Below are 22246 nucleotides of genomic sequence, written 5' to 3'. Positions count from 1 at the left end.
GCTCCGATACGCTCAGGCCGTTGACGACCTGCGGCGCAAGGAGCGAGACCGGTGTCTGATCTGTCCCAGATCGTGAAGGCCTACGACGTCCGTGGGACGGTGCCGGACCAGTGGGACGAGCGCACCGCCGAGGCTCTCGGCGCGGCCTTCACGCAGGTGCTGGGCGCTCACGGCGAGGCCGGCGACGCGGTGCTCATCGCGCACGACATGCGTGCCACCGGCCCCGGTCTGGCGGCCGCCTTCGCGGCCGGCGTCCGCGCCGAGGGGCGCTCGGTGATCGAGCTGGGGCTCGCCTCGACGGACATGCTCTACTACGCATCCGGCTCGCTCGGCCTGCCCGGCGCGATGTTCACCGCCAGCCACAACCCGGCGCAGTACAACGGCATCAAGATGTGCCGCTCCGGCGCCCGCCCGATCGGGCAGGACAGCGGGCTGGCCGAGATCCGCGACCGGGCCCAGGCCCTGCTGGACAAGGGCGAGGCCCGCCCGGCCGGCGAGCCGGCCGCGCCGGCCGAGCGGCGCGACCTGCTGGCCGACTACGCGGCGTACCTGCGGGAACTGGTCGACCTCTCCGGCATCCGCCCGCTCAAGGTGGTCGTCGACGCCGGCAACGGCATGGGCGGCTACACCGTCCCGACAGTGCTCGGCGACGCCGCCCTGCCGGCGCTGCCGCTGGAGATCGTGCCGCTCTACTTCGAGCTGGACGGCACGTTCCCCAACCACGAGGCCAACCCGCTGGACCCGGCGAACCTCGTCGACCTGCAGCGCGCGGTCCTCGAGCACGGCGCCGAGATCGGTCTGGCGTTCGACGGCGACGCCGACCGGTGCTTCGTGGTGGACGAGCGCGGCGAGCCGGTCTCGCCATCGGCGATCACCGCCCTGGTGGCGGCCCGCGAGCTGGCGAAGCACCCCGGCTCGACGGTGATCCACAACCTGATCACCTCCAGCGCCGTGCCGGAGATCATCCGCGAGCACGGCGGCGAGCCGGTCGTCGCCCGGGTCGGGCACTCCTTCATCAAGGCGGAGATGGCCCGGACCAACGCCATCTTCGGTGGCGAGCACTCCGCCCACTACTACTTCCGGGACTTCTGGTTCGCCGACACCGGAATGCTCGCCGCGATGCACACGCTGGCCGCCCTCGGCGAGCAGTCGCTGCCGCTGTCCGTGCTGGCCGGCGAGTACGAGCGGTACGTCGCCTCCGGCGAGATCAACTCGACGGTGGCCGACCAGGCCGCCAAGGTGGCCGAGGTGCGGGCCGCGTACCCGCAGGCCGAGGCCGACGAGTTGGACGGGCTCACGCTGCGCTTCCCGGACGGCGCGTGGTTCAACCTGCGCGCCTCCAACACCGAGCCGCTGCTGCGGCTCAACGTCGAGGCCCCGACGCGGGAGCGGATGACCGCCCTCCGTGACGAGGTGCTCGACCGGGTTCGCCGATAAGATCGCCTGCGCCGGTCGGCACCGTCGATCGGTGAAACCGCATACGTGGAAGGAGCCGCGCCGTGGCCCTGGACCCGCAGTTGCTGGAAATCCTCGCCTGTCCGGACACGCATCACGCCCCGCTCGACTACGACGCCGAGGCGCAGACGCTGACCTGCACCGAGTGCGGCCGGATCTTCGAGGTCCGCGACGACGTGCCGGTGCTGCTGCTGGACGAGGCGCGCGGCCCCGCGGAGCGGTCGTGATCGACGGTACGGCCGGGGTCAGCGGCCGACGCGAGCCCGACGAGGCCCTGCTCGACGACCAGGACGCGCTCGCCGAGCACGACCCGGGCGGCATGCTGCGGCACACCGCTTCCGCCGGGGCGCAGGTCCGCGAGTCGGCCGCCCTGGCCGCCGAGGCCAACCTCCAGGTGCTCGCCGACGAGGGCCGGCCCCGCGCGGTCGTCATCGCCGGCATCGGCACCGCCGGGCGCACGGGCGACGTGCTCGCCACGGTCGCCGGGCCGCGCTGCCCGGTGCCGGTCATCCCGCACCGCAGCGCCGGCGTGCCCGGCTGGGTGGGCGCCGCCGACGTGGTCATCGCCGTCAGCGCCTCCGGCCGCAGCCCCGAGGCGCTGGGCGCCGCCGAGGCCGCGCACCGGCGGGGCGCCCGGCTCGTCGCCGTCGGCGCGCCCGACTCGCAGTTGCAGTCGGTGGCCGAGCGGGCCCGGGCGCCGTTCATCCCCGTGCCCCGGCGCGCCCCGGCCCGGGCCAGCCTCTGGGCGCTCACCGTGCCGGTCCTGCTCGCCGCCCGTACGCTCGGCCTGGTGAAGGTCAACGAGGCGGATCTGGCGGAGACCGCGGCCCGGCTCGACGCGGACGCGGACCGCTGCCGCCCCACGGCCGAGTCCTTCGTCAACCCGGCGAAGTCGCTCGCCCTGGGCCTGGCCGGCTCGGTGCCGATCGTCTGGGGCTCGTCGCCGCTGGCCACCGTGGCGGCCCGCCGGTTCGGCGACACCCTGTCCGCCAACGCCCGCTACCCGGTCGTCAGCGGGGCGCTGGGCGAGGCGGGACGCGGGCGGGTCGGCCTGCTCGACGGCGTCTTCGGCGGCCTGGTCGAGGGGGAGCGGGACATCTTCGCCGACCCCGACGAGGAGGAGCCGGCCGGCACCCGGTTGCGGCTGGTGCTGCTGCGCGACGGCGGGCTGAACCCCGAGGACGACGCCGACGAGCCGCTCGCCGTCGAGGAGCGCCGCGCGGACGCGGTGCAGACGCTCGCCGAGCGGCGCGGCGTGCGCTGCGACGTGGTGACCGCCGAGGGCGGCTCCGCGCTGGAGCGGCTCGCCTCGCTGGTCGCCGTGCCGGACTTCGCCTCGGTCTACCTCGCCCTGGCACACGGACTGGACCCGATGGCCGTACCGGCCATCACCGAGATGAAGGAGCTGGCAAACCAGTGAGCGATAGCAGGGAACGGGTCGGGCGGCGCGGTGCGCCGGTGGCCGGTGGCGCCGCGCGACGGACCGGAGCGACGGCGTGAGCGCCAACGGCGGGACGAAGGCGATCGTCGCCGCGCTGCTGGCCAACGTCGGCATCGCCGTCACCAAGTTCGTCGCGTTCCTGCTGACCGGGTCGTCGTCGATGCTGGCCGAGTCGATCCACTCGGTCGCCGACTCCGGCAACCAGGGGCTGCTGCTGCTCGGCGGCAAGCGCGCCAAGCGGGCGGCCACCCCGCAGCACCCCTTCGGCTACGGCCGCGAGCGCTACGTCTACGCGTTCATCGTGTCGATCGTGCTGTTCAGCGTCGGTGGTCTCTTCGCCCTCTACGAGGCGTACCACAAGTGGTCGCACAAGGAGGGCATCACCGAGTGGCACTGGGTGCCGGTCACCGTGCTGGTGGCGGCGATCATCATGGAGACGTTCTCCTTCCGCACGGCCATCAAGGAGTCCAACCTCGTCCGGGGCAACCAGTCCTGGGTGCACTTCGTCCGGCGGGCCAAGGCGCCCGAGCTGCCGGTGGTGCTGCTGGAGGACCTGGGCGCCCTGGTCGGCCTGGTCTTCGCGCTCTTCGGCGTCACCATGACGCTGATCACCGGCAACGGTGAGTGGGACGCGGTCGGCACCGCGATGATCGGCGTGCTGCTGGTGGTCATCGCCGTCGTCCTGGCCATCGAGACCAAGAGCCTGCTGCTCGGTGAGGGCGCCGAGGCGCACGACGTCGCCGCCATCGAGAAGGCGGTCACCGACGGCCCCGAGTTCGAGCGGATCATCCACATGAAGACGCTCTACCTCGGCCCCGAGGAGCTGATGGTGGCCGCGAAGGTCGCCGCGCCGGCCTGCGAGAACGCCGAGGTGCTGGCGCGGAGCATCAACACCGTCGAGGCCCGGATCCGCGCGGCCGTGCCGACCGCCCGGGTGATCTACCTGGAGCCGGACATCTACAGCGCCGCCGCCGAGCGGGCCGGCACCGGGAGCGCGGCGCACACCGCCGTGCCGGGCTCCGAGCCGGGCGAGGCCGCCGGGCGGCCCGGGAGCTGACGGGTGGAACTGCTCCACGGACCGATCAGGGACTACGCCTGGGGGTCCCGCTCGGCGATCGCCCGGTTGCAGGGCCGGCCGGTGCCGAGCGACGGCCCGGAGGCCGAGCTGTGGCTGGGCGCCCACCCGGGCGCCCCGGCCATGGTCGACCGCGACGGCGGCCGGGTCAGCCTGACCGACCTGCTGCTCGCCGAGCCGGACCACTGGCTCGGCGAGCGGGTGGTCGGCCGGTTCGGCACCCGGCTGCCGTTCCTGCTCAAGGTGCTCGCCGCGGACGCCCCGCTGAGCCTGCAGGCGCACCCGGACGCCGAGCAGGCCCGCGCCGGGCACGCCGCCGACGCCGACCGCCCGGACGGGCAGCGCAACTACGTCGACCCGTACCACAAGCCGGAGCTGCTGGTCGCGCTCTCGCCGATGGAGGCGCTCTGCGGGTTCCGCGACCCGGTCGCCTCGGCGCAGGTGCTCGCCGGCTTCGGCGTACCCGGGCTGGAGCCGGTGCTGGCGGCGTTGCGCACCGGCCCGGCGGGGCTGCGCGACGCCGTACGGCTGCTGCTGACCTGGCCCGCCGACGGGCGCGACGCGCTGGTGGCGGCCGTGGCGGCGGCGCCGGTCGCGGGGCCGGACGCGGAGCTGGCCCGGGACCTGGCCGCCGCCTACCCGGGCGACCCCGGGGTGCTGGTGGCGATGCTGCTCAACCGGGTGCGGCTGGCGCCCGGGCAGGCGATCTGGATGCCGGCCGGCAACCTGCACGCCTACCTGCGGGGCACCGGCGTGGAGATCATGGCGGCCAGCGACAACGTGCTGCGCGGCGGGCTGACGCCGAAGCGGGTGGACGTCGACGAGCTGCTGCGGGTGCTGCGCTTCGAGGTGCTGCGCGACCCGGTGGTGCCGCCGCTGGAGGTCGCCCCCGGGGTGGTCACCTGGCCGGTGCCGGTGGACGACTTCGCGCTGCACCGGGTGACGGTGGGCGCGGCGCTGCCGGAGGTGACGCTGCCGGTGCCGGGGCCGCGGGTGGTGTTGTGCGGCGCCGGCGAGCTCTCGGTGGACGACGGGGCCGGCCCGGTGACGCTCGGGCCGGGGCGGGCCGCGGTCGGCACGGCCGCCGCCGGGCCACTGCGCCTGGCGGGCACGGGCGAGGCGTACGTCGCGAGCTGCGGCCTGCGCTGAGCCGGCGGCCTGTGCTGACCCGGCGGCCTGCGCTGACTCGGGCAACCTCGACAGGGGCAAGTCCGACTTTCCCGGAATAGCTTGACGTGCGGTTGGCGCAGTGTGACCCTATGAGTACGCAGCGTTATCGCGACGACGGTCCGAGAACGCGCGCGAGGGATCCAAACCGGGGGGATGCACGGGGCGGGCGGCTGGTGGACGGCAAGTCCGTTCACGACCGACCGCCCCGTGCGCTGTCCGCTTCTGTCTTCCTGCTCTCTTCACCGGCCGGTCCCTTCGGCATCGGCCCGCGCGCGTAAGGTGAGGGTCGCGCAGCACATCGTCCGACAGGAGCTTCCATGACCAGCACCCTCCCGGCGTCCGCCAGCGGAACGCCGTCCGAGGCCCGGCCGAGCACCCTCGCCGAGGGCGACTACAAGGTGGCGGATCTGTCGCTCGCCGAGTTCGGGCGCAAGGAGATCCAGCTCGCCGAGCACGAGATGCCCGGCCTGATGGCGATCCGTCGTGAGTTCGCCGACGCCCAGCCGCTCGCTGGCGCCCGGATCACCGGGTCGCTGCACATGACCATCCAGACCGCCGTCCTGATCGAGACCCTGGTCGCGCTCGGCGCGCAGGTCCGCTGGGCGTCCTGCAACATCTTCTCCACCCAGGACCACGCCGCCGCCGCGATCGTGGTCGGGCCGGACGGCACCCCGGAGGCCCCGGCCGGCGTCCCGGTGTACGCCTGGAAGGGCGAGAGCCTCCAGGAGTACTGGTGGTGCACCGAGCAGGTGCTCACCTGGCCCGACGGGCAGGGCCCGAACATGATCCTCGACGACGGCGGCGACGCCACCCTGCTGGTGCACAAGGGCGTCGAGTTCGAGAAGGCCGGGGCCGTCCCGCCGGTCGAGTCCGCCGACTCCGAGGAGTACGCGGTCATCCTCGGCCTGCTGCACCGCTCGCTCGCCGAGGACGGCCAGCGGTGGACCCGGATCGCCGCCGGCATCAAGGGCGTGACCGAGGAGACCACCACCGGCGTGCACCGGCTCTACGAGATGCACCGCGCCGGCACCCTGCTCTTCCCCGCCATCAACGTCAACGACTCGGTGACGAAGAGCAAGTTCGACAACAAGTACGGCTGCCGCCACTCGCTGATCGACGGCATCAACCGCGCCACCGACGTGCTGATCGGCGGCAAGATGGCGGTCGTGCTCGGCTACGGCGACGTCGGCAAGGGCTGCGCCGAGTCGCTGCGCGGCCAGGGCGCGCGGGTCGTGGTGACCGAGGTCGACCCGATCTGCGCCCTTCAGGCGGCGATGGACGGCTACCAGGTCGCCACCCTGGACGACGTGGTCGAGCAGGCGGACATCTTCATCACCGCCACCGGCTGCTTCGACGTCATCACCAACGAGCACATGGCCCGGATGAAGCACCAGGCGATCGTCGGCAACATCGGTCACTTCGACAACGAGATCGACATGGCCGGCCTGGCGAAGCGGTCCGACGTGGAGCGGATCAACATCAAGCCGCAGGTCGACCTCTGGAAGTTCGCCGACGGGCACGCGATCATCGTGCTGTCGGAGGGCCGCCTGCTGAACCTGGGCAACGCCACCGGCCACCCGAGCTTCGTGATGTCGAACTCCTTCGCCAACCAGACGATCGCCCAGATCGAGCTGTTCACGAAGACCGAGGAATACCCGACCGGCGTCTACGTGCTGCCGAAGCACCTGGACGAGAAGGTCGCCCGGCTGCACCTGGAGGCGCTCGGCGCGAAGCTGAGCACGCTCACCAAGGAGCAGGCCGCCTACCTCGGCGTCTCCGTCGAGGGCCCGTTCAAGCCGGAGCACTACCGGTACTGAGCCCGCCGCATCGACCGGGCCGGCCCGCGCAAGCAGCGGACCGGCCCGGTCGGCGTTTCGCCGGGTCCGCGGTCGGGCGGCCGGTCGCGGTGGGAGCGGCGGCGGTCGGGTGCGGGGGGCGGACGGCGGTCAGTCGGGGCGGGAGCGGCGGCGGGCCGGGCGGATCCAGGTCCACACGCACCAGGCGAGCCAGGCCAGCGACACCAGCGCGGCCAGGGTGCGCAGGCGCAGCGCGCTGAGCAGCAGCACCACCGCCAGGACGGCCAGCCACGGCCCGAACGCCCTCACGAGCGCCACCGCCCGCACCCGCTCACGAGCGCCATCGGCCGAGGACCATCCGGCGGACCAGCGGCGGGGCGATCCACGACCAGACGCAGAAGAGCAGCCACGCCAGGCCGAACAGGCCCGCCAGCAGGTCCAGCCCGGCGAGGTTGAGCAGCACGACCACGCCGATCGCGAGCAGCCAGGTGCGGAGGATCCCCAGCCGGTAGAGCGGCCGCAGCGGCAGCAGCAGCGGGTGCGCGTACACCCGGGTCTCCCAGGCGGCCTCGGCGTAGTCGGCGTCGGTCGGGTCGTGCGCCACCGCTTCGCCGAAGGCGCGGTGCGCGGCGCCCACCCGGCCGCGCCGGGCCGCCGCGACGCCGTGCAGGGCGAGCGCCGCCGGGTTGCCCGGCCACACGCCGAGGAACTCCCGGGCGATCCGCTCGGCGGCCCGGTCGTCGCCCCGGGCGTACGCGAGCTGGAATCGGGCGGCGAAGACGGCCGGCGCGTCCGGGACGATCGCGGCGGCCCGGGCGACCAGGCGTTCCGCCTTGTCGGTCTGACCCACCGCCGAGCAGAGGTCGGCGTACTGGCAGAGCAGCCACGGATTCTCCGGCTCGATGGCGAGCGCGTCGAGCAGCGCCCGCTCGGCGGGGGCGAACTCGCGGCGGTGACGCAGCGCGAGACCCAGCCGGCCGAGCAGTTCCGCGTCCGGGCCGGTCTCGGCCAGCCCCTGGCGGGCGACCGTGACGACGTCGTCCCAGCGGTCCAGCGCGGTCAGCGCCGCCGTCCGCAGCCGGAACGCGGCGGGGCTGGTGCCCAGGACGGCGGGGAGCCGGCTCATCTCGTCCAGCGCCTGCTCCGGGCGGTTCAGCTCCAGCAGGTGGGCCACCCGGGCGAGGTGGATCTCCGGGGCGGTCACGCGGCGGCCACCAGCGTGACGAGCAGGGCCTCGGCGAAGCCGATCAACAACACCGCCCCGATGCCGGGCAGCCACAGCGACGCCGTCTCGCCCCCGCGCAGCTCGTACGCCCGGAACCGGCGCTTCTGCGCGGCGGAGGCCGCGAGCCAGACCAGTGCGCCGGAGAGCGCCCCGACCAGCCGGACGGGACGGTCGGCCGCGTTGTCGAAGATCGTCAGCGTGACCACCAGCCGGGCCGCCAGCGCGGCCAGCCCGACGCCGAGCACCGCCAGGTTCGTCCGGCGGGGCAGGGCCAGCCGGTGCCCGTTGACCAGGGCCAGCACGGTGGCCGCCGCCGGCCCGCCGAACACGGCGGGAAAGATCAGCGACTGCGGTCGCCACGGCGGGCGTCGCGCCTCGTACGCCGCCGGGGCGATGGTGGGGGTGAACAGATCGTCGGACACGGTGTTCCCGTCTCGGTAGGGGCGAGCGAGCCGGATCCTGCCACAGCCGGCCGACGGTCGGCGGCCCGCCGCCGCTCAGGCGCCGGGCGTGGGGACGCCGCCCGCCGGCGCCGACGAGGCGACGGCGGGCCGTGCGGCCGGCAGGACCGGCGCCGGCGCGGTGTCCGGCGTGTCGCCGGCGGCCCGGGCGCCGGGCACCGCCGGGCGGATCGTGCCGGGCGGGGCGGCGATCCCGGGCGGGACCGCGATCCCGGGCGGGGCCGCGATCCCGGGCGGGGCCGCGATCCCGGGCGGGGCCGCGATCCCGGGCGGGGCCGCGATCCCGGGCGGGGCGGCGATCCCGGGCGGGGCCGCGTAGGGCGGCGCGGGTGGGCCGGGCGTCATTTCGGGCCAGAGCGTCGCGGCGACGGCCCGGCCACGACCCAGCCGGTGCCAGGCCCGCCGGTGCCGCTCGCCGAGGACGGCCGCCAGGTAGACCGACTCCGGCATGCCCGGCGGTGGGGGCGGCGTGGTCACCGCCGAGATCTCGGCCCACAGGCCGCGGCCGAGCCGCCCGCGGGCCGGCTCCGCGAGTTGGTGCACCCGGGCCAGGTACTGCCGGGCGGCCAGCGCCAGGCCGTCGTCCAGCCGGCTCAGGTCCAGCGTGTGCGCCCAGCCGACCAGCACGGGCACCGCGGTCGGGACCGGCCGCCAGGCCGTCGCCGTCCGGGTGTGCACGACCAGCGTGCCCGCCACCAGGTCGCCCAGCCGACGCCCCTGCCGGTCGGACAGCATCACCGCCACCCCGGCCACCCAGCTCAGCAGCGGCAGCACCAGGCCCGGCCACTCCACCGCCACGCCGACCAGCGCCCGGGTCAGCGACTGCCGCAGCCCGACCGGGGCGCCGTCGGCGCTGACCACGCGCAGCCCGACCGCCATCTTGCCCAGCGTCCGGCCGTGGTTGAACCGCTCGCAGAGCACGGGGTAGCCGACCAGCACCAGGACCAGCCCCACCGTCGCGAGGCCACCGGCCAGGGCCCCGTCGACCAGCGCCGCCGGCAGGTTGACGAGCACGACGCCGGCGACTATGGACAGCATCAGCAGCAGGGCCAGCTGGGCCAGGACGTCCAGCATCAGCGCGAGCACCCGGGAGCCGATCCGGGCGGCCCGGACGTCCAGCTCCACGGCCTCCCCGCTGACCAGCCCGGCGTCGCCCCACGGGGCGGGTCGGGCCGGCGGTCGTGGTTGCGCTCTCACCCCGACAGTGAACACTATGATCGCCGAACGGGGGTGACGGTGGATCTCGACGCGTACGTCGCGGAACACGGCGGGGAGTGGCGGCGCCTGGAGCAGCTCTCCGGGCGGGGCCGGCTCGACGCCGCCGAGGTCGACGAACTCGTCGCCCTCTACCAGCGGGCGACCACCCAGCTCTCGGTGCTGCGCAGCCGCTCACCCGACCCGGCGCTGGTCAGCCAGCTCTCCCAGGTGGTGCTGCGGGCGCGGGCCCGGCTCACCGGCCGTCCCCGGCCGTCCTGGGCGGCGGTCGGCCGGTTCCTGCTGGTCGGCTTCCCCGGCGCGGTGTACCGCGCCTGGCCCTGGTGGTGCGGGGTGGCGACCGGCTTCACCCTGCTCAGCTTCTTCCTCATCTGGTTCGTGGCGGGCAACCCGGACACGGCGGGCGCCTTCATCGGCGAGGAGGCGGCCGCCGACCTGGTCGAGTCGGGCTTCGCCGGCTACTACACCGAGTTCGCCGCGCCGACCTTCGCCTTCCACCTCTGGACGCACAACGCGTGGCTCGCCGCCCAGTGCCTCGCCGCCGGTGTGCTGATCGTCCCGGTGTTCTACCTGCTCTGGCAGAACGCGCTCAACATCGGCGTGGTCGGCGGGGTGATGGTGGCCTACGGCCGGGCGGACGTCTTCTTCGGACTGATCACCCCGCACGGGCTGCTGGAGCTGACCGGCGTCTTCGTGGCGGCCGGGTTGGGCCTGCGCACCGGTTGGGCGTGGATCGCGCCGCCCGCGCAGCTCACCCGGGGGCAGGCGGTCGCGCGGGCGGGCCGCGAGGGCGTCCTGGTCGCCGTGGGCCTGGTGGGGCTCTTCGCGGTCTCCGCCGTCATCGAGGCGTTCGTGACCCCCGCGCCGGTGCCGGTTCCGTTCCGCGTCGCCGTGGGCACCGCCGTCTGGCTCGCCTTCCTGGCGTACGTCGTGCTCCTCGGTCGCCGGGCGGGCGCCGCGCCGTCCGCCGGCGACGACGTCCTCGACCCGCACGCTGCCCGCTGACCGCCCCGTCGGTTCGCTGTCAGACCCGTCGGGACCGCTGTCAGAGCTGGCCGAGGGACTTGAGACGCAGGTAGGTGTCGGCCAGGGTGGGGGCCAGGCGACCCGCCGGAGCGTCGACGACCATCACCCCGTGCCGGCCCAGGGCGGCGCGCACCCGGTCGCGTTCGGCCAGCGCCCGCCAGGCCGCCGCCGCGGCGTAGGCGTCCCCGGGCCGCTGCGGGGCGGCCGTGGTGAGCGCGGTCAGCACCGGGTCGTGCGTCGCGGCGATCACCACCTTGTGCCGGGCGGCGAGCCGGGGGAGCACCGGCAGCAGCCCCTCGCCGAGGGCGCCGGCCTCCAGGGCGGTGAAGAGCACCACCAGGCCGCGCTGGCTCCGCCGGCGCAGCAGCTCACCGGCGATCAGGTCGAAGTCCGTCTCGACCAGCGCGGGCTGGAGCGGGGCGAGGGCGTGCACCAGCCGGGGGAGCAGGGCCGGCCGCCCGGTGCCGGTCACCGTCGCCCGGACCGCCGTGTCGGCGGCGAGCAGGTCGACGCGGTCACCGGCGCGGGCGGCGAGGGCGGTGAGCAGCAGCGCGGCGTCGATCGCGGTGTCCAGCCGGGGCTCGTCGCCGACCCGCACCGCCGAGGTGCGCCCCGTGTCCAACACGCAGACCAGCCGGCGGTCCCGCTCGGGCCGCCAGGTCCGCACCAGCACGTCGGCCCGGCGCGCGCTCGCCCGCCAGTCGATCGACCGCACGTCGTCGCCCACCACGTACTCGCGGAGGGTGTCGAACTCGGTGCCCTGGCCGCGCCCGCGGCTCACCTGGGTGCCGTCGATCACCCGCAGCCGGGCCAGCTTCTCCGGCAGGTGGCGGCGCGAGTCGAAGCGGGGCAGCACGCGCAGCGTCCACGGCGGCGTGGCCGGGCGGCCGGAGCGCTGCCGGAAACCCAGCCCCATCGGCCCGAACGAGCGCACGGTCAGCGTCACCGCCGGCCGGTCGCCCCGCCGCAGGGGGGTGAGCCGGCTGGGCAGCGCCGCCGTCCCGCCCGGCTCGACGCGCACCGTCCGCGACGGCGGGACGTCCGGGCGGGCGCCGGCGGAGGGCACCCAGGCGTCGCGGACCCGGGCGCGCAGCGTACGGGCGGCGGGATTGTGCAGCAGCAGCGTGACGGTGGCCGTGCCGCCGAGCCGGACCGCCCGGTCACCCTCCCGGGCCGCCGCGAGCGCCCCCGGCGGCACGGCCAGCGCCCGGTCGACCAGCACGAGCAGCAGCACCACGGCGGTCATCACGAGCAGGCCGACGAACGGCGCCGGCCAGGCCGGCAGGGTCAGCGCGCCGACCGCCAGCAGGAGCGCCGCCCGCCAGGTCATCGCGGCGTCGGCACGGTGGCCAGCACCGTGTCCAGCACCGCGTCCACGCCGACGCCCTCCAGCTCGACCTCGGGCCGCAGCCGCAGCCGGTGCCGCAGCGTCGGCCGGGCGACCGCCTTCACGTCGTCCGGGACGACGTAGTCCCGGCCGGCCAGCCAGGCCCACGCCTTGGCGGTGGTGAGCAGCGCGGTCGCGCCCCGGGGCGAGGCGCCCAGCTCCAGCGCCGGCGTGCTGCGGGTCGCCCGGCAGAGGTCGACGATGTAGCCGAACAGGGGTTCGGCCATGTGCACCCGGCCGACCGCCGCCCGCGCCGCCGCGAGGTCGGCCGCGGTGGCCACCGGTCGTACGCCGGCGGCGCTCAGGTCGCGCGGGTCGAAGCCGGCGTGGTGCGCGCGGAGCACCCCCATCTCCTCCTCCCGGCTGGGCAGCGGCACGGTGAGCTTGAGCAGGAACCGGTCGAGCTGCGCCTCCGGCAGCGGATAGGTGCCCTCGTACTCGATCGGGTTCTGGGTGGCGGCGACGATGAACGGGTCGGGCAGCGGACGCCGGTCGCCCTCGACCGTGACCTGCCGCTCCTCCATGACCTCCAGCAGCGCCGACTGGGTCTTCGGCGGGGTCCGGTTGATCTCGTCGGCGAGCAGCAGGTTGGTGAAGACCGGGCCCTCGCGGAAGGTGAAGGCGGCGGTGTGCGGGTCGAAGATCAGCGAGCCGGTCACGTCGCCCGGCATCAGGTCCGGGGTGAACTGCACCCGCTTGGACCCCAGGTCGAGCGCGGTGGCCACGGTGCGGATCAGCAGGGTCTTGGCCACGCCCGGCACGCCCTCCAGCAGCACGTGCCCGCGGCAGAGCAGGGCGATCACCAGGCCGGTGACGACCGCGTCCTGCCCGACGACCGCCTTGGCGACCTCGGCACGCAGCCGGTGCAGGGCGGCACGGGGGTCGGCGGCGCCGGCGGTCGGCGGCTCGGCGGTTCCGGCGGGTCGGGTCACCGGGCGTCTCCTTCGGGTCGGTGCGGGTGCGGCGCGGCGGTCGGTGGCGGCCCGTCGGCCGGGTGCGGGGCGACCGTGCGGGTCAGCCGGTCCAGCGCGCGGGCCAGCTCCAGCAGATCCTGGTCAGTGTCGGGCGCGCCGCCGTAGAGCAACTCCTCGGCCCGTCCCGGGCCGTCGCCGGTGCGGGCGGCGACCGCGGCGGCCACCTCGGCGGTCGGGGCGGTCGGCGGCAGGTTCAGCCGGGGCAGCAGGCGGTCCAGGGCGGCGGTGCGCAGCGTGCGCGCGGCCACGTCCCGGGCGCCGGCCTTCTCGTAGAGCCGGGCCCGGCCGAGCACCGTCTCCGCCGAGCGGACCGTCACCGGCAGCGGCTCCGGCGTCGGCGGGCCGAGCCGGCGGGCCCGCCAGGCGGCGGCCAGCAGGGCGGCCACGGCGAGCTGGACCAGCAGCGCCCAGAACCAGCCGGGGAAGGCGGACCAGAGCGGGTTCGGCGGGTCGGAGCCGCCGGCGCTGGAGTCGTCACCGTCCCCGTCACCGTCGGAGCCGCGGCCCGGATCGCCGCGCCCGGCGTCGCCGTCCCCCTCGCCGCCGGGGCGGCCGCCACCCGGCCCGCCGTACTCGGTGGAGCCGCCCGGCGTGGGCGACCAGGCGGGGCTGCCGCTGTCGCCGGAGCCGAAGGTCGGCGGCGGCGCCGGGCCGTCCAGGTCGAGCCACACCACCCGGCCCGCCCCGCCGAGCAGCGCGGTGGCGAACGCCAGGTTGTCCCACTCGTCGATCCGGTCGTTGCGGAACGGGTCGCTGGCGCCGACCACCACCACGCTCTCGGGGATCCGGAGCAGCCGGGCGAGCCCGCCGTCGAAGCAGAACTGCGGCGCGGACGCGCCCGGGCTGACCGCGTAGCGCTGCAGCCCGACCGCCACCGGGCCGAGCTCGCGCAGCTCGGGCATCGGGCAGGGCAGGCCCCGCGCGTCGGGCTCCACCGCCTGCGCGGCCCACCTGCGGTCGGCCGGCTCGATCCCCAGCGGGACCGCGTCGAGCACCCGCCGCGGCGGGTCCACCAGCACCAGCCGCGTGGCCGAGGGCAGCGAGCGCAACGCGCCGACCGTGTCCGGGTGCAGCAGCGCCGGCGCGGGCACGAAGAGCGTGGCGGGGCTGTCGCGGGCGGCCAGCAGCGCGGCCAGCGTGTCCGTCTCCCGCCGCACCGTCACCCCGCGCTCGCGCAGCGCCTCGGCGAGCCGGCTGCCGCCGTCGTCCCCGGTCGCGACGGGGGAGAGGAACCCGTGGTCGTCGGCGTCGGGCTGGTCGACCGCGTGGGTGACCAGGGTGGTGGTCAGCAGCGCGGCGGCCAGCCCCAACGGGATCAGCAGCCGGTGCCGGCGGCGGCGCCGCCGGGGTGCGGCGCCGACCCCGGAGGCCGGCGGGGCGGCGGTGACCTGTGCGCTCATGGTCGTGGCCCGTCCTCGGGTCGGCCGGTCAGCAGCCGGTCCAGGTCGGCGGCGTGCTCCCGCATCCGCCGGTCGTGCTCGGCCGAGGCGGGGCGCTGGGCGTACCAGATCTCGGAGAAGACCGCCCCGGCGGCGCTCAGCGGCGGACCGACCTGCGGGCGGTGCTCCGTGGCGGCCCGCACCACCTCGAGGACGGTCAGGCCGGGCTGCGGCTCCAGCAGCCGCCGGGCGACCAGCTCCCGGATCATCGCGCGCAGCCGCTCCCGGACGGCCTCGGCGTACCTGCCCTCGGCCGCCAGCCGGTCCGCGAGGGAGGCGTACGCGGCGGCCGGCAGCTCCGGCTCGCGCGGCGCGGGTACGACCGGCGCCGGGGCGTCCGCGGGCGGGGGCTCCCGGCGGCGGCGACGCAACCGGGGCAGTCGGGGCAGCCGGCGGGGCACCCACGCGGGGTACGCGTACCAGCCGACCGCCACCAGCACCGCGGCGAGCACCAGCAGCAGCGCGGCCAGGGGGAGGGGCACGTGGTCGCCGAGCGCGGCCGTGGTCTCGGTCCACCACCGGCTGAAGCTCATCGGTCGGCCGCCAGCAGGGCGTTCTCCGGCGTGCCCGCCCGCGCCCGGGAGAGCCGGATGTCCAGCCCCTCGGTGCGCATCCGGGTCTCCAGATGCAGCACCGCGTCCAGGCAGGCCAGGGCCGGGTAGGCGACGCTGTTCACGCCCGCCCACACGGCCAGCGACAGCCAGGCGGCCCAGTCCCGGTCGACCAGGTCGAGCGCGCCCAGCCCGTAGTAGACGCCGATGCCGAGGCCGAGGCGGACGATCCACCAGGCCAGGTAGCCGAGCAGGCGGATCCAGCCGGCCCGGCCGCCGCCGCGGACGGCCAGGGTGGCGGCCCGCAGCGGGGCGCGCAGTGGGTGCACCCGGTCCACGACCAGCGCGGGCGCCACGGCGCCGAGCAGGGCGAAGCCGACGAACCAGGCCGGCCCGAACAGCGCCGCCACCCACATCACCACCCCGACCAGGGCGGTCAGCAGCACGGTGGCGCCCCACCGGGCGCCGGCGGGGCGGAGCACCTCCCGCGGCCCGGCCGCACGACCGAACAGCGCGCCGCCGGCGGCCCGGGCGGCCGGGCTGCCGAGCAGCGTGATGATCATCGCCTCGGTCGCCGCGCCGGTCGCCAGCAGCAGCCAGTACGCGCCGAACCGCTCGAACTGCACGAACCAGGCCGGGGGCGCGACGTCGGCGGCGAGCCGCAGCGGGTAGAGCAGGAGCTGCTCGCCGACGGCCAGGACGACGGCGAGCGGGACCAACACCCGGGCCTGCCCGCGCAGCAGCAGGACCGCGGAGTCCAGCAGCTCGCCGACCGTGAGCGGGCGGCGTGGGAGCACGGCGGTCGGGCCGGCGTCGGGCACGCGTACTCCTGGGGACGGGCGGCGGTGGCGCGTGACGGCGCACGCGGGGATCATGGTGACACGCGCGGTCCGATCGGGTGGACCCGCACGCCGGGGCGGCGACGCCGGCGTCGGTTGCTGGGCGGCGGCGTCCCACGGCAGTACCGTGCCGGGTGACGCGGATCCCACCGAACTGAACGGGATGGAAACATTAACCCCATGAGAGCCCGGGTACTGGTGGTCGACGACGACCCCGCGCTCGCCGAGATGCTCGGCATCGTCCTGCGCAGCGAGGGGTTCCTGCCCTCCTTCGTCGCCGACGGGGAGCGGGCCCTGGCCGCGTTCCGCGAGAACCGGCCGGACATCGTCCTGCTCGACCTCATGCTCCCCGGCATGAGCGGCATCGACGTGGCGCGGTCGATCCGGGCCGAGTCGGGCGTGCCGATCGTCATGCTGACCGCCAAGAGCGACACCGTCGACGTGGTCCTCGGCCTGGAGTCCGGGGCCGACGACTACGTGGTCAAGCCGTTCAAGCCCAAGGAGCTGGTCGCCCGGATGCGGGCGCGGCTGCGCCGTGGCGAGGACGTCGCCCCCGAGATGCTGACCATCGGGCCGCCCGGCAACCAGATCACCATCGACGTGCCGGCGCACACCGTCAGCCGCAACGGCGAGGAGGTGAAGCTGACGCCGCTGGAGTTCGACCTGCTGGTCGCGCTCGCCCGCAAGCCGCGTCAGGTGTTCACCCGCGAGGTGCTGCTGGAGCAGGTCTGGGGCTACCGGCACGCGGCGGACACCCGGCTGGTCAACGTGCACGTGCAGCGGCTGCGCGCCAAGATCGAGCCGGATCCGGAGCGGCCGGAAATCATCCTCACCGTGCGGGGCGTGGGCTACAAGGCGGGCACCGGATAGCCTGGTCACACTGTGGCCACCTCCCCGATCCCGGACCCTCAGACGGCAGCCCCGCGCCGGCGTGTCGCCGCGCGGGAGCTGTGGCGTGGCGTGAGCGGCCGGGCCGCGCGCCTGTTCGCGGGGCTGCACCAGGCCTGGCGGCGGTCGCTGCAGCTGCGGGTGGTGACCATCACACTGGTGGCGTCCAGCCTGCTGGTGGGCGGTTTCGCCTACCTGATCGCCGACAAGATCACCAGCATCCTGATCGAGAACGCCGAGACCGACGTGCGGGTGCGGCTGGACAGCGGCGCGGCGTACGCGGCGAAGCAGTTCGGCCTCTACAACCAGCCGCAGGAGGCGCAGTTCCAGGAGACCGTCGACGGCACGGTCAACTACCTCGCCGGCGGTGACCCGCAGCAGACCACCGGCGTGATCGTGGCGCTCACCGCCGACAGCCACACCGGCCTCATCCAGCCGCGGTCCTCGCCCGCGGTCAACGTCCGGCCGCTGATCAGCCGCGAGCTGCGGGCCACGGTCGCCGGGGGCAAGGTGGCCAGCCAGATCCGCACCGGCCGGCTGGGCGGGGAACGCACGAAGTACCTGGTCTACGGCTCGCCCGTGCCCACCAAGTTCGGTCAGGTGGAGCTCTACTACCTCGTGCCGCTGACCCGGCAGGACGCCACGGCCGCCGATGCCCGCGCGACGGTGGTCGCCACCGGGGCGGCCCTGGTGATCCTGCTCGGCCTGCTCGCCGGCCTGGTCACCCGGCTGGTGGTGACCCCGGTACGGGTGGCCGCCCGCACCGCCCAGCGGCTCTCCGCCGGCCTGCTCGACCAGCGGATGGCGGTCAACGGCGAGGACGACCTGGCCCTGCTCGCCGCGTCGTTCAACCAGATGGCGACCAACCTGCAACGCCAGATCCTGCGGCTGGAGGAGATGTCCCGGCTGCAACGCCGCTTCACCTCCGACGTGTCGCACGAGCTGCGCACCCCGCTGACCACGGTCCGGATGGCCGCCGACCTGATCTTCGCCGAGCGGGACGAGTTCGACCCGGCGGTGGCGCGCAGCGCCGAGCTGCTCCAGGCCGAGCTGGACCGCTTCGAGGAGCTGCTCACCGACCTGCTGGAGATCAGCCGCTTCGACGCCGGCTTCGCGATGCTCGACTCCGAGCCGACCGACCTGGTGCCGGTCGTGCACCGGGTCGCCGACCGGCTGGCCGGCCTGGCCGAGCGGGTCGGCGTGCCCATCGAGCTGGACGTCCCCACCACCCCGGTGATCGCCGAGGTCGACCCGCGGCGGGTCGAGCGGGTGCTGCGCAACCTGGTCGGCAACGCCGTCGAGCACGGCGAGGCCAAGCCGGTGCTGATCACCCTGGGGATGGACGACACGGCCGTCGCGATCACCGTCCGCGACCACGGGGTGGGCCTCAAGCCGGGCGAGGAGAAGCTCGTCTTCAACCGCTTCTGGCGGGCCGACCCGTCCCGCGCGCGGCAGACCGGCGGCACCGGGCTGGGGCTGTCGATCAGCCTGGAGGACGCCCGGCTGCACGGCGGCTGGCTGGAGGCGTGGGGCGCGCCCGGGCAGGGCGCGCAGTTCCGGCTCACCCTGCCGGCCCGGGCCGGCGACCGGTTGACCACCTCGCCGCTGCGGCTGGTGCCGGCCGATGCCACCCTGCCCTTCGGCGGCCCCCGTGAGGGCGGGCTGCTGGCGATCGGCCCCGGCAGCGGGGGCGTGCTCGCGATCGGCCCGGCCACGGACGGGGTGGCCGTCGGGCCGGGGCGGCAGGGAGCCGGGGGACGCACGGAGGTGGGATCGTGAGGCGCCACCTGCTCGCCGGTGTGCTCGGCGGCGCGCTGCTGCTGGGTGGCGCGGCCGGCTGCGGCATCCCGGACCACACCGAGGTGCGGGTGGAGGGATCCGGCCCGGCGGCGGAGGCCGGCTCCGTCAGCGGTGTCCGGGGCGAGCCCCCGAACCGCAGCGCGAGCAGCGAGAAGGAGCAGTTCGTCAAGAACTTCCTCTCCGCCGCGGCGGGCGAGCCGGACCGGGCCTACCAGCGGGTCCGGCAGTTCATCGCCCCGGAGGACCGGGACCGCCTCCAGGTGAAGGAGGGCAGCGAGGTCGCGCTGACCGTCGTCCGGCTCACCGAGGAGCCGGTCATCGTCAACGCCCCGGACAACAGGACCGAGGTCACGCTCAAGGTGCAGCAGGTGGGCCAGTTGCGCGCCGACGGCACGCTGGCCCCGCCGGAGACGAGCACCACGGCGTACTCCTTCGAGCTGCGCAACCCGCCGGGGCAGGAGGGCCGGGTGGACGCCGGACTGTTCGTGGCCAACCCGCCGAACGTGCTGCTGCTCAGCGTCGACGCGCTGGAGGCGTACTACCAGAGCCGGACGATCTACTTCTGGACCTCCGACCGCACCCGGCTCGTGCCGGACCAGCGCTACCTGCCCCTCGCCGTGCCCGACGAGCGGCTGGTCAGCGAGGTGGTGAAGTGGCTGACCGCCGGTCCCTCCCTCTGGCTGCGCTCCGGGGTCACCGGGCTGCCGGACGGCACCCGGCTGATCAACAACGCCACCCGGACGGACGGCCGCTGGGAGGTCGACCTGGAGATGCCGGACGAGAAGGTCCGGCTGGAGCAGTTCGCCACGCAGCTCGCCTGGTCGCTGGACGACGTCGACGGGCCGCTGGAGATCAAGATCCGCACCCAGCCCCGGAAGGACATCCCCGACCTCGAAGCGCACCGGCAGGCGCACCCGGTGTACCGGATCGGCGACGGCTTCCAGCGGTTCTGCGTCTACGAGGGCGCCGTCCACCCGCTGGCCGACGCCGCCGGCACGATCGCGGCGGTGCCGGTGGCGCCCGAGGTGAACAGGAACGTCGTGACGGCCGGGTTGAGCCGCGCCGACGACCAGATCCTGGCGGCGCTGGTGGTCACCGACGCGGGCCGGCAGTGGCTGTCCGTCGGCACCGGCCGCGACCCGGTCGCCGTCTTCACCCGCAGCGCCAAGGGCTACGGCACGATCGGCCGGCCGGTCTGGCTGCGCTCGACGGCCGGCGGCGCCCCGGCCGGCTTGGTGGTCGCCGACGGCGTCCTCTACCGCTTCGACGCCCGGGCGCAGCTCACCCCGGTGTCGCTCGGCGTTCCCGGCAGGGTGACCGCGGTGGCCGCCTCGCTCGAGGGGCACCGGATCGCCGTCATCGCCGGCGGCGCGCTCCACGTCGCCGCCCTGAGCGCCAACGAGGGCGGGGTGACCCTCGGCCCGGCCCGTCGGCTGCCCACCCGGTTGACCGACCTGTCGGCCGTCGACTGGTACGGCGAGGACAAGCTGATCCTCGCGGGGAAGTCCGGCCGTCCGGCGGTCTACGAGGTCAGCGTGGACGGCGCCCGGGACAGCCGGGTGGAGGACAAGATCGGCGCCCGGGTGACCCACCTCGCCGCGTACCCGGCCAACACCGAGGTGCCGCGCGGCGCGGCCATGTACGAGGCGAACGGGGTGGCGTACAGCAGCGCGCCGTTCGAGCGGATCCAGCCGGAGCAGGTGCAGGTGTCGCCGCCCTCGCCCGGAACGCGCGCCGGCAACCCGACCGCCCCCTTCTTCCTCTACTGATGCCGGACCTCGGCGCGCTCTGGGCGGACCTCACCGACCTGGTGCTGCCCGTGGAGTGCGCCGGTTGCCGGGAACGCCGGCCGGGGCTGCGGCACGGCGTCTGCCCGGAGTGCGTGGCGGCGCTGGGTGGGCTGCGGCCCCGGGCGGTGCGCCCCACCCCCGCCCCGCCCGACCTGCCGCCCTGCGTCGCCCTCGGCCCGTACGCGGGCCCGCTGCGGGAGGCGCTGCTCGCGTACAAGGACCACGGCCGGCACGGGCTGGCCCGGCCGCTGGGCGCGCTGCTCGCCGAGGTGGTGGCGGCGGGGGTCGGCGGGGCGCGGCCGGTGACGCTGGTGCCGGTGCCGGACACCGCGGCGGCGGCCCGTGCCCGCTACGGCGACCACCTCGGCCGGCTGACCCGCCACTGCGCGGACCGGCTGCGCCGGGCGGGCTGGTCGGTGCGGGTGCGGCGGCCCCTGCGCGCGCTGCCCCGTCCCGACTCGGTGACGCTGGACAGCGCCGGGCGGGCGGCGGCGGCCGAGTCCGCCTTCCTGGTCCGCCCGCGGGTCGGGCCCGCCCCGGACGGTACGGCGGTCGTGGTGCTCGACGACATCCTCACCACCGGCGCCACCCTCGCCGCGGTGGGGCGCGCGCTGACCGCGAGCGGGCTGTCACCGACGGTGGCGGCGGTGCTCGCCGCGACCGAGAAACGGCACCGTTCGTAACTGATCGTGTTTCCGTTTCACCCGTTGGTGTATGAGGTGTGAAAAATTTCTGGCCGGCTCGGCGACCGGGGGTGACTGCCGGGCGAACAGGAGTTAGCGTTTTCCTGTCGGGGGTAGGAGGTCTTCCCACCCGCCCCCGGCGGTGAAAGGAGGCGTAGCCGTACTGACCGGTCGACGCCGAGTGGGACCTCCCCCAGGGGCGAGCGACCGGATGCCGGATCGAACGACCATCCGACCAGGGAGGTCACATGGACATCGTGGTCAAGGGCCGTAACGTCGAAGTGCCGGACCATTACCGGGTGCACGTGGCGGAGAAACTCGCGAAGATCGAACGCTACGACCACAAACTTATTCGTGTCGATGTGGAGCTTTTCCACGAGCGCAATCCCCGCCAGGCGGACCACTGCCAGCGCGTCGAAATCACCTGCGTCTCCCGGGGCCCGGTGATCCGGGCGGAAGCCTGCACGAACGACTTCTACAGCGCGCTCGACGCGGCCATCGCCAAGCTCGACACCCGGTTGCGCCGGGCGGCCGACCGCCGCCGCGTCCACCGGGGCCGACACGCCCCGCTCTCCGTCGCCGCCGCCACCGCCGGCCTGCCGGTCGCCGACCTCGACGTCCCCCTGGGGGCCTCCGCCGACGGCGCCCGCGCCGGCACGGCCACCGCCGTCGCCGAACGGGTCGAGGAGGAGCACGACCAGCCCTGGCACATCGCGCGGGAGAAGGTGCACCCCGCCGAGCCGATGACCGTCGACGACGCCCTGTTCCAGATGGAACTCGTCGGCCACGACTTCTACCTGTTCCAGGACAAGGAGTCCGGCCGGCCGAGCGTCGTCTACCGGCGACACGCCTACGACTACGGAATCATCTCCCTCGCCATCTGATCCCGACGGCCGTGGGGGGGGGCCCCCCCCCCCCCCCCCCCCCCCCGCCCCGCCCCGCCCCCCCGCGGGGGGGCGCCCCCCCCCCCCCGGGGGCCGCACCGCGCCCCCCCCCCCCCCCCCCCCGCCCCGCCCCCGCCCCCCCCCCCG

General features: G+C 75.4%; 21 protein-coding genes. 12 read left to right on the top strand and 9 right to left on the bottom strand.

From position 1 onward, the window contains the following. Positions 1 to 51 precede the first annotated feature (51 nt). The 6 genes from ACGF7U_RS30690 (at position 52) to ahcY (ending at position 6958) form a co-directional block, all read left to right on the top strand. Positions 52 to 1437 carry a phosphomannomutase/phosphoglucomutase gene (locus ACGF7U_RS30690; protein WP_393112669.1) on the top strand — a complete coding sequence of 462 codons (1386 nt, stop codon included), beginning with the start codon at positions 52 to 54 and terminating at the stop codon, positions 1435 to 1437. 62 nt (positions 1438 to 1499) lie between these two features. Next, positions 1500 to 1682 carry a Trm112 family protein gene (locus ACGF7U_RS30685; protein WP_091097439.1) on the top strand — a complete coding sequence of 61 codons (183 nt, stop codon included), beginning with the start codon at positions 1500 to 1502 and terminating at the stop codon, positions 1680 to 1682. Then, positions 1679 to 2875 carry an SIS domain-containing protein gene (locus ACGF7U_RS30680; protein ID WP_393112667.1) on the top strand — a complete coding sequence of 399 codons (1197 nt, stop codon included), beginning with the start codon at positions 1679 to 1681 and terminating at the stop codon, positions 2873 to 2875. The genes ACGF7U_RS30685 and ACGF7U_RS30680 overlap by 4 nt, the downstream gene beginning before the upstream one ends. A gap of 76 nt (positions 2876 to 2951) precedes the next feature. After that, a complete protein-coding gene (locus tag ACGF7U_RS30675) occupies positions 2952 to 3953 on the top strand; it encodes a cation diffusion facilitator family transporter (protein ID WP_393112665.1) in 1002 nt (333 codons plus the stop codon). A gap of 3 nt (positions 3954 to 3956) precedes the next feature. After that, complete coding sequence (manA, locus tag ACGF7U_RS30670) at positions 3957 to 5120, top strand: mannose-6-phosphate isomerase, class I (RefSeq protein ID WP_393112663.1); 1164 nt, start codon at positions 3957 to 3959, stop codon at positions 5118 to 5120. Between the two features lie 338 nt (positions 5121 to 5458). After that, positions 5459 to 6958 (top strand): adenosylhomocysteinase, encoded by a 1500-nt coding sequence (gene ahcY / locus ACGF7U_RS30665; protein ID WP_393112661.1) that lies wholly within the window; start codon positions 5459 to 5461, stop codon positions 6956 to 6958. Positions 6959 to 7087: 129 nt separating this feature from the next. On the opposite strand, the gene ACGF7U_RS30660 is transcribed toward ahcY, so the two are convergent. From ACGF7U_RS30660 to ACGF7U_RS30645, 4 genes are all read right to left on the bottom strand, one after another. Further along, the gene (locus ACGF7U_RS30660) at positions 7088 to 7255 is read right to left on the bottom strand and encodes a hypothetical protein (RefSeq protein WP_393112659.1); all 168 of its coding nucleotides are present in this window, start codon (positions 7253 to 7255) and stop codon (positions 7088 to 7090) included. A 13-nt stretch (positions 7256 to 7268) separates the two neighbouring features. After that, positions 7269 to 8141, bottom strand: coding sequence for a tetratricopeptide repeat protein (locus ACGF7U_RS30655; protein WP_393112657.1), 873 nt, complete (start codon positions 8139 to 8141; stop codon positions 7269 to 7271). Further along, positions 8138 to 8584: a hypothetical protein gene (locus ACGF7U_RS30650; RefSeq protein ID WP_393112655.1), complete on the bottom strand. Its 447-nt coding sequence runs from the start codon at positions 8582 to 8584 to the stop codon at positions 8138 to 8140. Before ACGF7U_RS30650 ends, ACGF7U_RS30655 begins: the two co-directional genes overlap by 4 nt. A 75-nt stretch (positions 8585 to 8659) precedes the next feature. Beyond that, complete coding sequence (locus ACGF7U_RS30645; RefSeq protein ID WP_393112653.1) at positions 8660 to 9820, bottom strand: RDD family protein; 1161 nt, start codon at positions 9818 to 9820, stop codon at positions 8660 to 8662. A gap of 33 nt (positions 9821 to 9853) precedes the next feature. Between ACGF7U_RS30645 and ACGF7U_RS30640 the strand changes: the two genes are divergently transcribed. Beyond that, positions 9854 to 10843: a stage II sporulation protein M gene (locus ACGF7U_RS30640; RefSeq protein WP_393112651.1), complete on the top strand. Its 990-nt coding sequence runs from the start codon at positions 9854 to 9856 to the stop codon at positions 10841 to 10843. Between the two features lie 40 nt (positions 10844 to 10883). Here ACGF7U_RS30640 and ACGF7U_RS30635 read toward each other — a convergent pair whose 3' ends face one another. The 5 genes from ACGF7U_RS30635 to ACGF7U_RS30615 are packed head-to-tail and all read right to left on the bottom strand — an operon-like array spanning position 10884 to position 16036. Beyond that, positions 10884 to 12194: a DUF58 domain-containing protein gene (locus tag ACGF7U_RS30635; RefSeq protein ID WP_393112649.1), complete on the bottom strand. Its 1311-nt coding sequence runs from the start codon at positions 12192 to 12194 to the stop codon at positions 10884 to 10886. Then, complete coding sequence (locus ACGF7U_RS30630) at positions 12191 to 13183, bottom strand: AAA family ATPase (RefSeq protein WP_393112647.1); 993 nt, start codon at positions 13181 to 13183, stop codon at positions 12191 to 12193. The genes ACGF7U_RS30635 and ACGF7U_RS30630 overlap by 4 nt, the downstream gene beginning before the upstream one ends. After that, the gene (locus ACGF7U_RS30625; protein ID WP_393112645.1) at positions 13180 to 14625 is read right to left on the bottom strand and encodes a DUF4350 domain-containing protein; all 1446 of its coding nucleotides are present in this window, start codon (positions 14623 to 14625) and stop codon (positions 13180 to 13182) included. The genes ACGF7U_RS30630 and ACGF7U_RS30625 overlap by 4 nt, the downstream gene beginning before the upstream one ends. Continuing rightward, positions 14622 to 15197, bottom strand: coding sequence for a DUF4129 domain-containing protein (locus ACGF7U_RS30620; RefSeq protein WP_393112643.1), 576 nt, complete (start codon positions 15195 to 15197; stop codon positions 14622 to 14624). Before ACGF7U_RS30620 ends, ACGF7U_RS30625 begins: the two co-directional genes overlap by 4 nt. Next, positions 15194 to 16036 (bottom strand): hypothetical protein, encoded by an 843-nt coding sequence (locus ACGF7U_RS30615; RefSeq protein WP_393112641.1) that lies wholly within the window; start codon positions 16034 to 16036, stop codon positions 15194 to 15196. The genes ACGF7U_RS30620 and ACGF7U_RS30615 overlap by 4 nt, the downstream gene beginning before the upstream one ends. A 198-nt stretch (positions 16037 to 16234) precedes the next feature. On the opposite strand from ACGF7U_RS30615, the gene mtrA reads away from it, so the two are divergent. From mtrA to hpf, 5 genes are all read left to right on the top strand, one after another. Further along, complete coding sequence (mtrA, locus tag ACGF7U_RS30610; protein WP_089001893.1) at positions 16235 to 16924, top strand: MtrAB system response regulator MtrA; 690 nt, start codon at positions 16235 to 16237, stop codon at positions 16922 to 16924. Positions 16925 to 16936: 12 nt separating this feature from the next. After that, a complete protein-coding gene (gene mtrB, locus ACGF7U_RS30605; RefSeq protein ID WP_393112639.1) occupies positions 16937 to 18721 on the top strand; it encodes an MtrAB system histidine kinase MtrB in 1785 nt (594 codons plus the stop codon). Then, complete coding sequence (locus tag ACGF7U_RS30600) at positions 18718 to 20511, top strand: LpqB family beta-propeller domain-containing protein (protein WP_393112637.1); 1794 nt, start codon at positions 18718 to 18720, stop codon at positions 20509 to 20511. Before mtrB ends, ACGF7U_RS30600 begins: the two co-directional genes overlap by 4 nt. Further along, on the top strand, positions 20511 to 21215 hold the full coding sequence (locus ACGF7U_RS30595; protein ID WP_393112635.1) for a ComF family protein: 705 nt from the start codon (positions 20511 to 20513) through the stop codon (positions 21213 to 21215). The genes ACGF7U_RS30600 and ACGF7U_RS30595 overlap by 1 nt, the downstream gene beginning before the upstream one ends. A gap of 248 nt (positions 21216 to 21463) precedes the next feature. After that, positions 21464 to 22099, top strand: a complete 636-nt coding sequence (hpf, locus tag ACGF7U_RS30590) for a ribosome hibernation-promoting factor, HPF/YfiA family (RefSeq protein ID WP_393112633.1) — start codon at positions 21464 to 21466, stop codon at positions 22097 to 22099. The last annotated feature ends 147 nt before the right edge of the window (positions 22100 to 22246 follow it).

It is taken from the genome of Micromonospora sp. NPDC047670 (assembly GCF_043204915.1).
Lineage (GTDB): Bacteria > Actinomycetota > Actinomycetes > Mycobacteriales > Micromonosporaceae > Micromonospora.
The sequence above is the reverse complement of the archived record's forward strand: the minus strand, read 5'-3'. Positions and strand labels throughout refer to the sequence as shown.

Coding starts and splice junctions, on each gene's coding strand:
- ACGF7U_RS30625 (WP_393112645.1), bottom strand. CDS start 14,625: ATGAGCGCACAGGTCACCGCCGCCCCGCCGGCCTCCGGGGTCGGCGCC.
- hpf (WP_393112633.1), top strand. CDS start 21,464: ATGGACATCGTGGTCAAGGGCCGTAACGTCGAAGTGCCGGACCATTAC.
- ACGF7U_RS30595 (WP_393112635.1), top strand. CDS start 20,511: ATGCCGGACCTCGGCGCGCTCTGGGCGGACCTCACCGACCTGGTGCTG.
- ACGF7U_RS30635 (WP_393112649.1), bottom strand. CDS start 12,194: ATGACCTGGCGGGCGGCGCTCCTGCTGGCGGTCGGCGCGCTGACCCTG.
- ahcY (WP_393112661.1), top strand. CDS start 5,459: ATGACCAGCACCCTCCCGGCGTCCGCCAGCGGAACGCCGTCCGAGGCC.
- ACGF7U_RS30620 (WP_393112643.1), bottom strand. CDS start 15,197: ATGAGCTTCAGCCGGTGGTGGACCGAGACCACGGCCGCGCTCGGCGAC.
- mtrA (WP_089001893.1), top strand. CDS start 16,235: ATGAGAGCCCGGGTACTGGTGGTCGACGACGACCCCGCGCTCGCCGAG.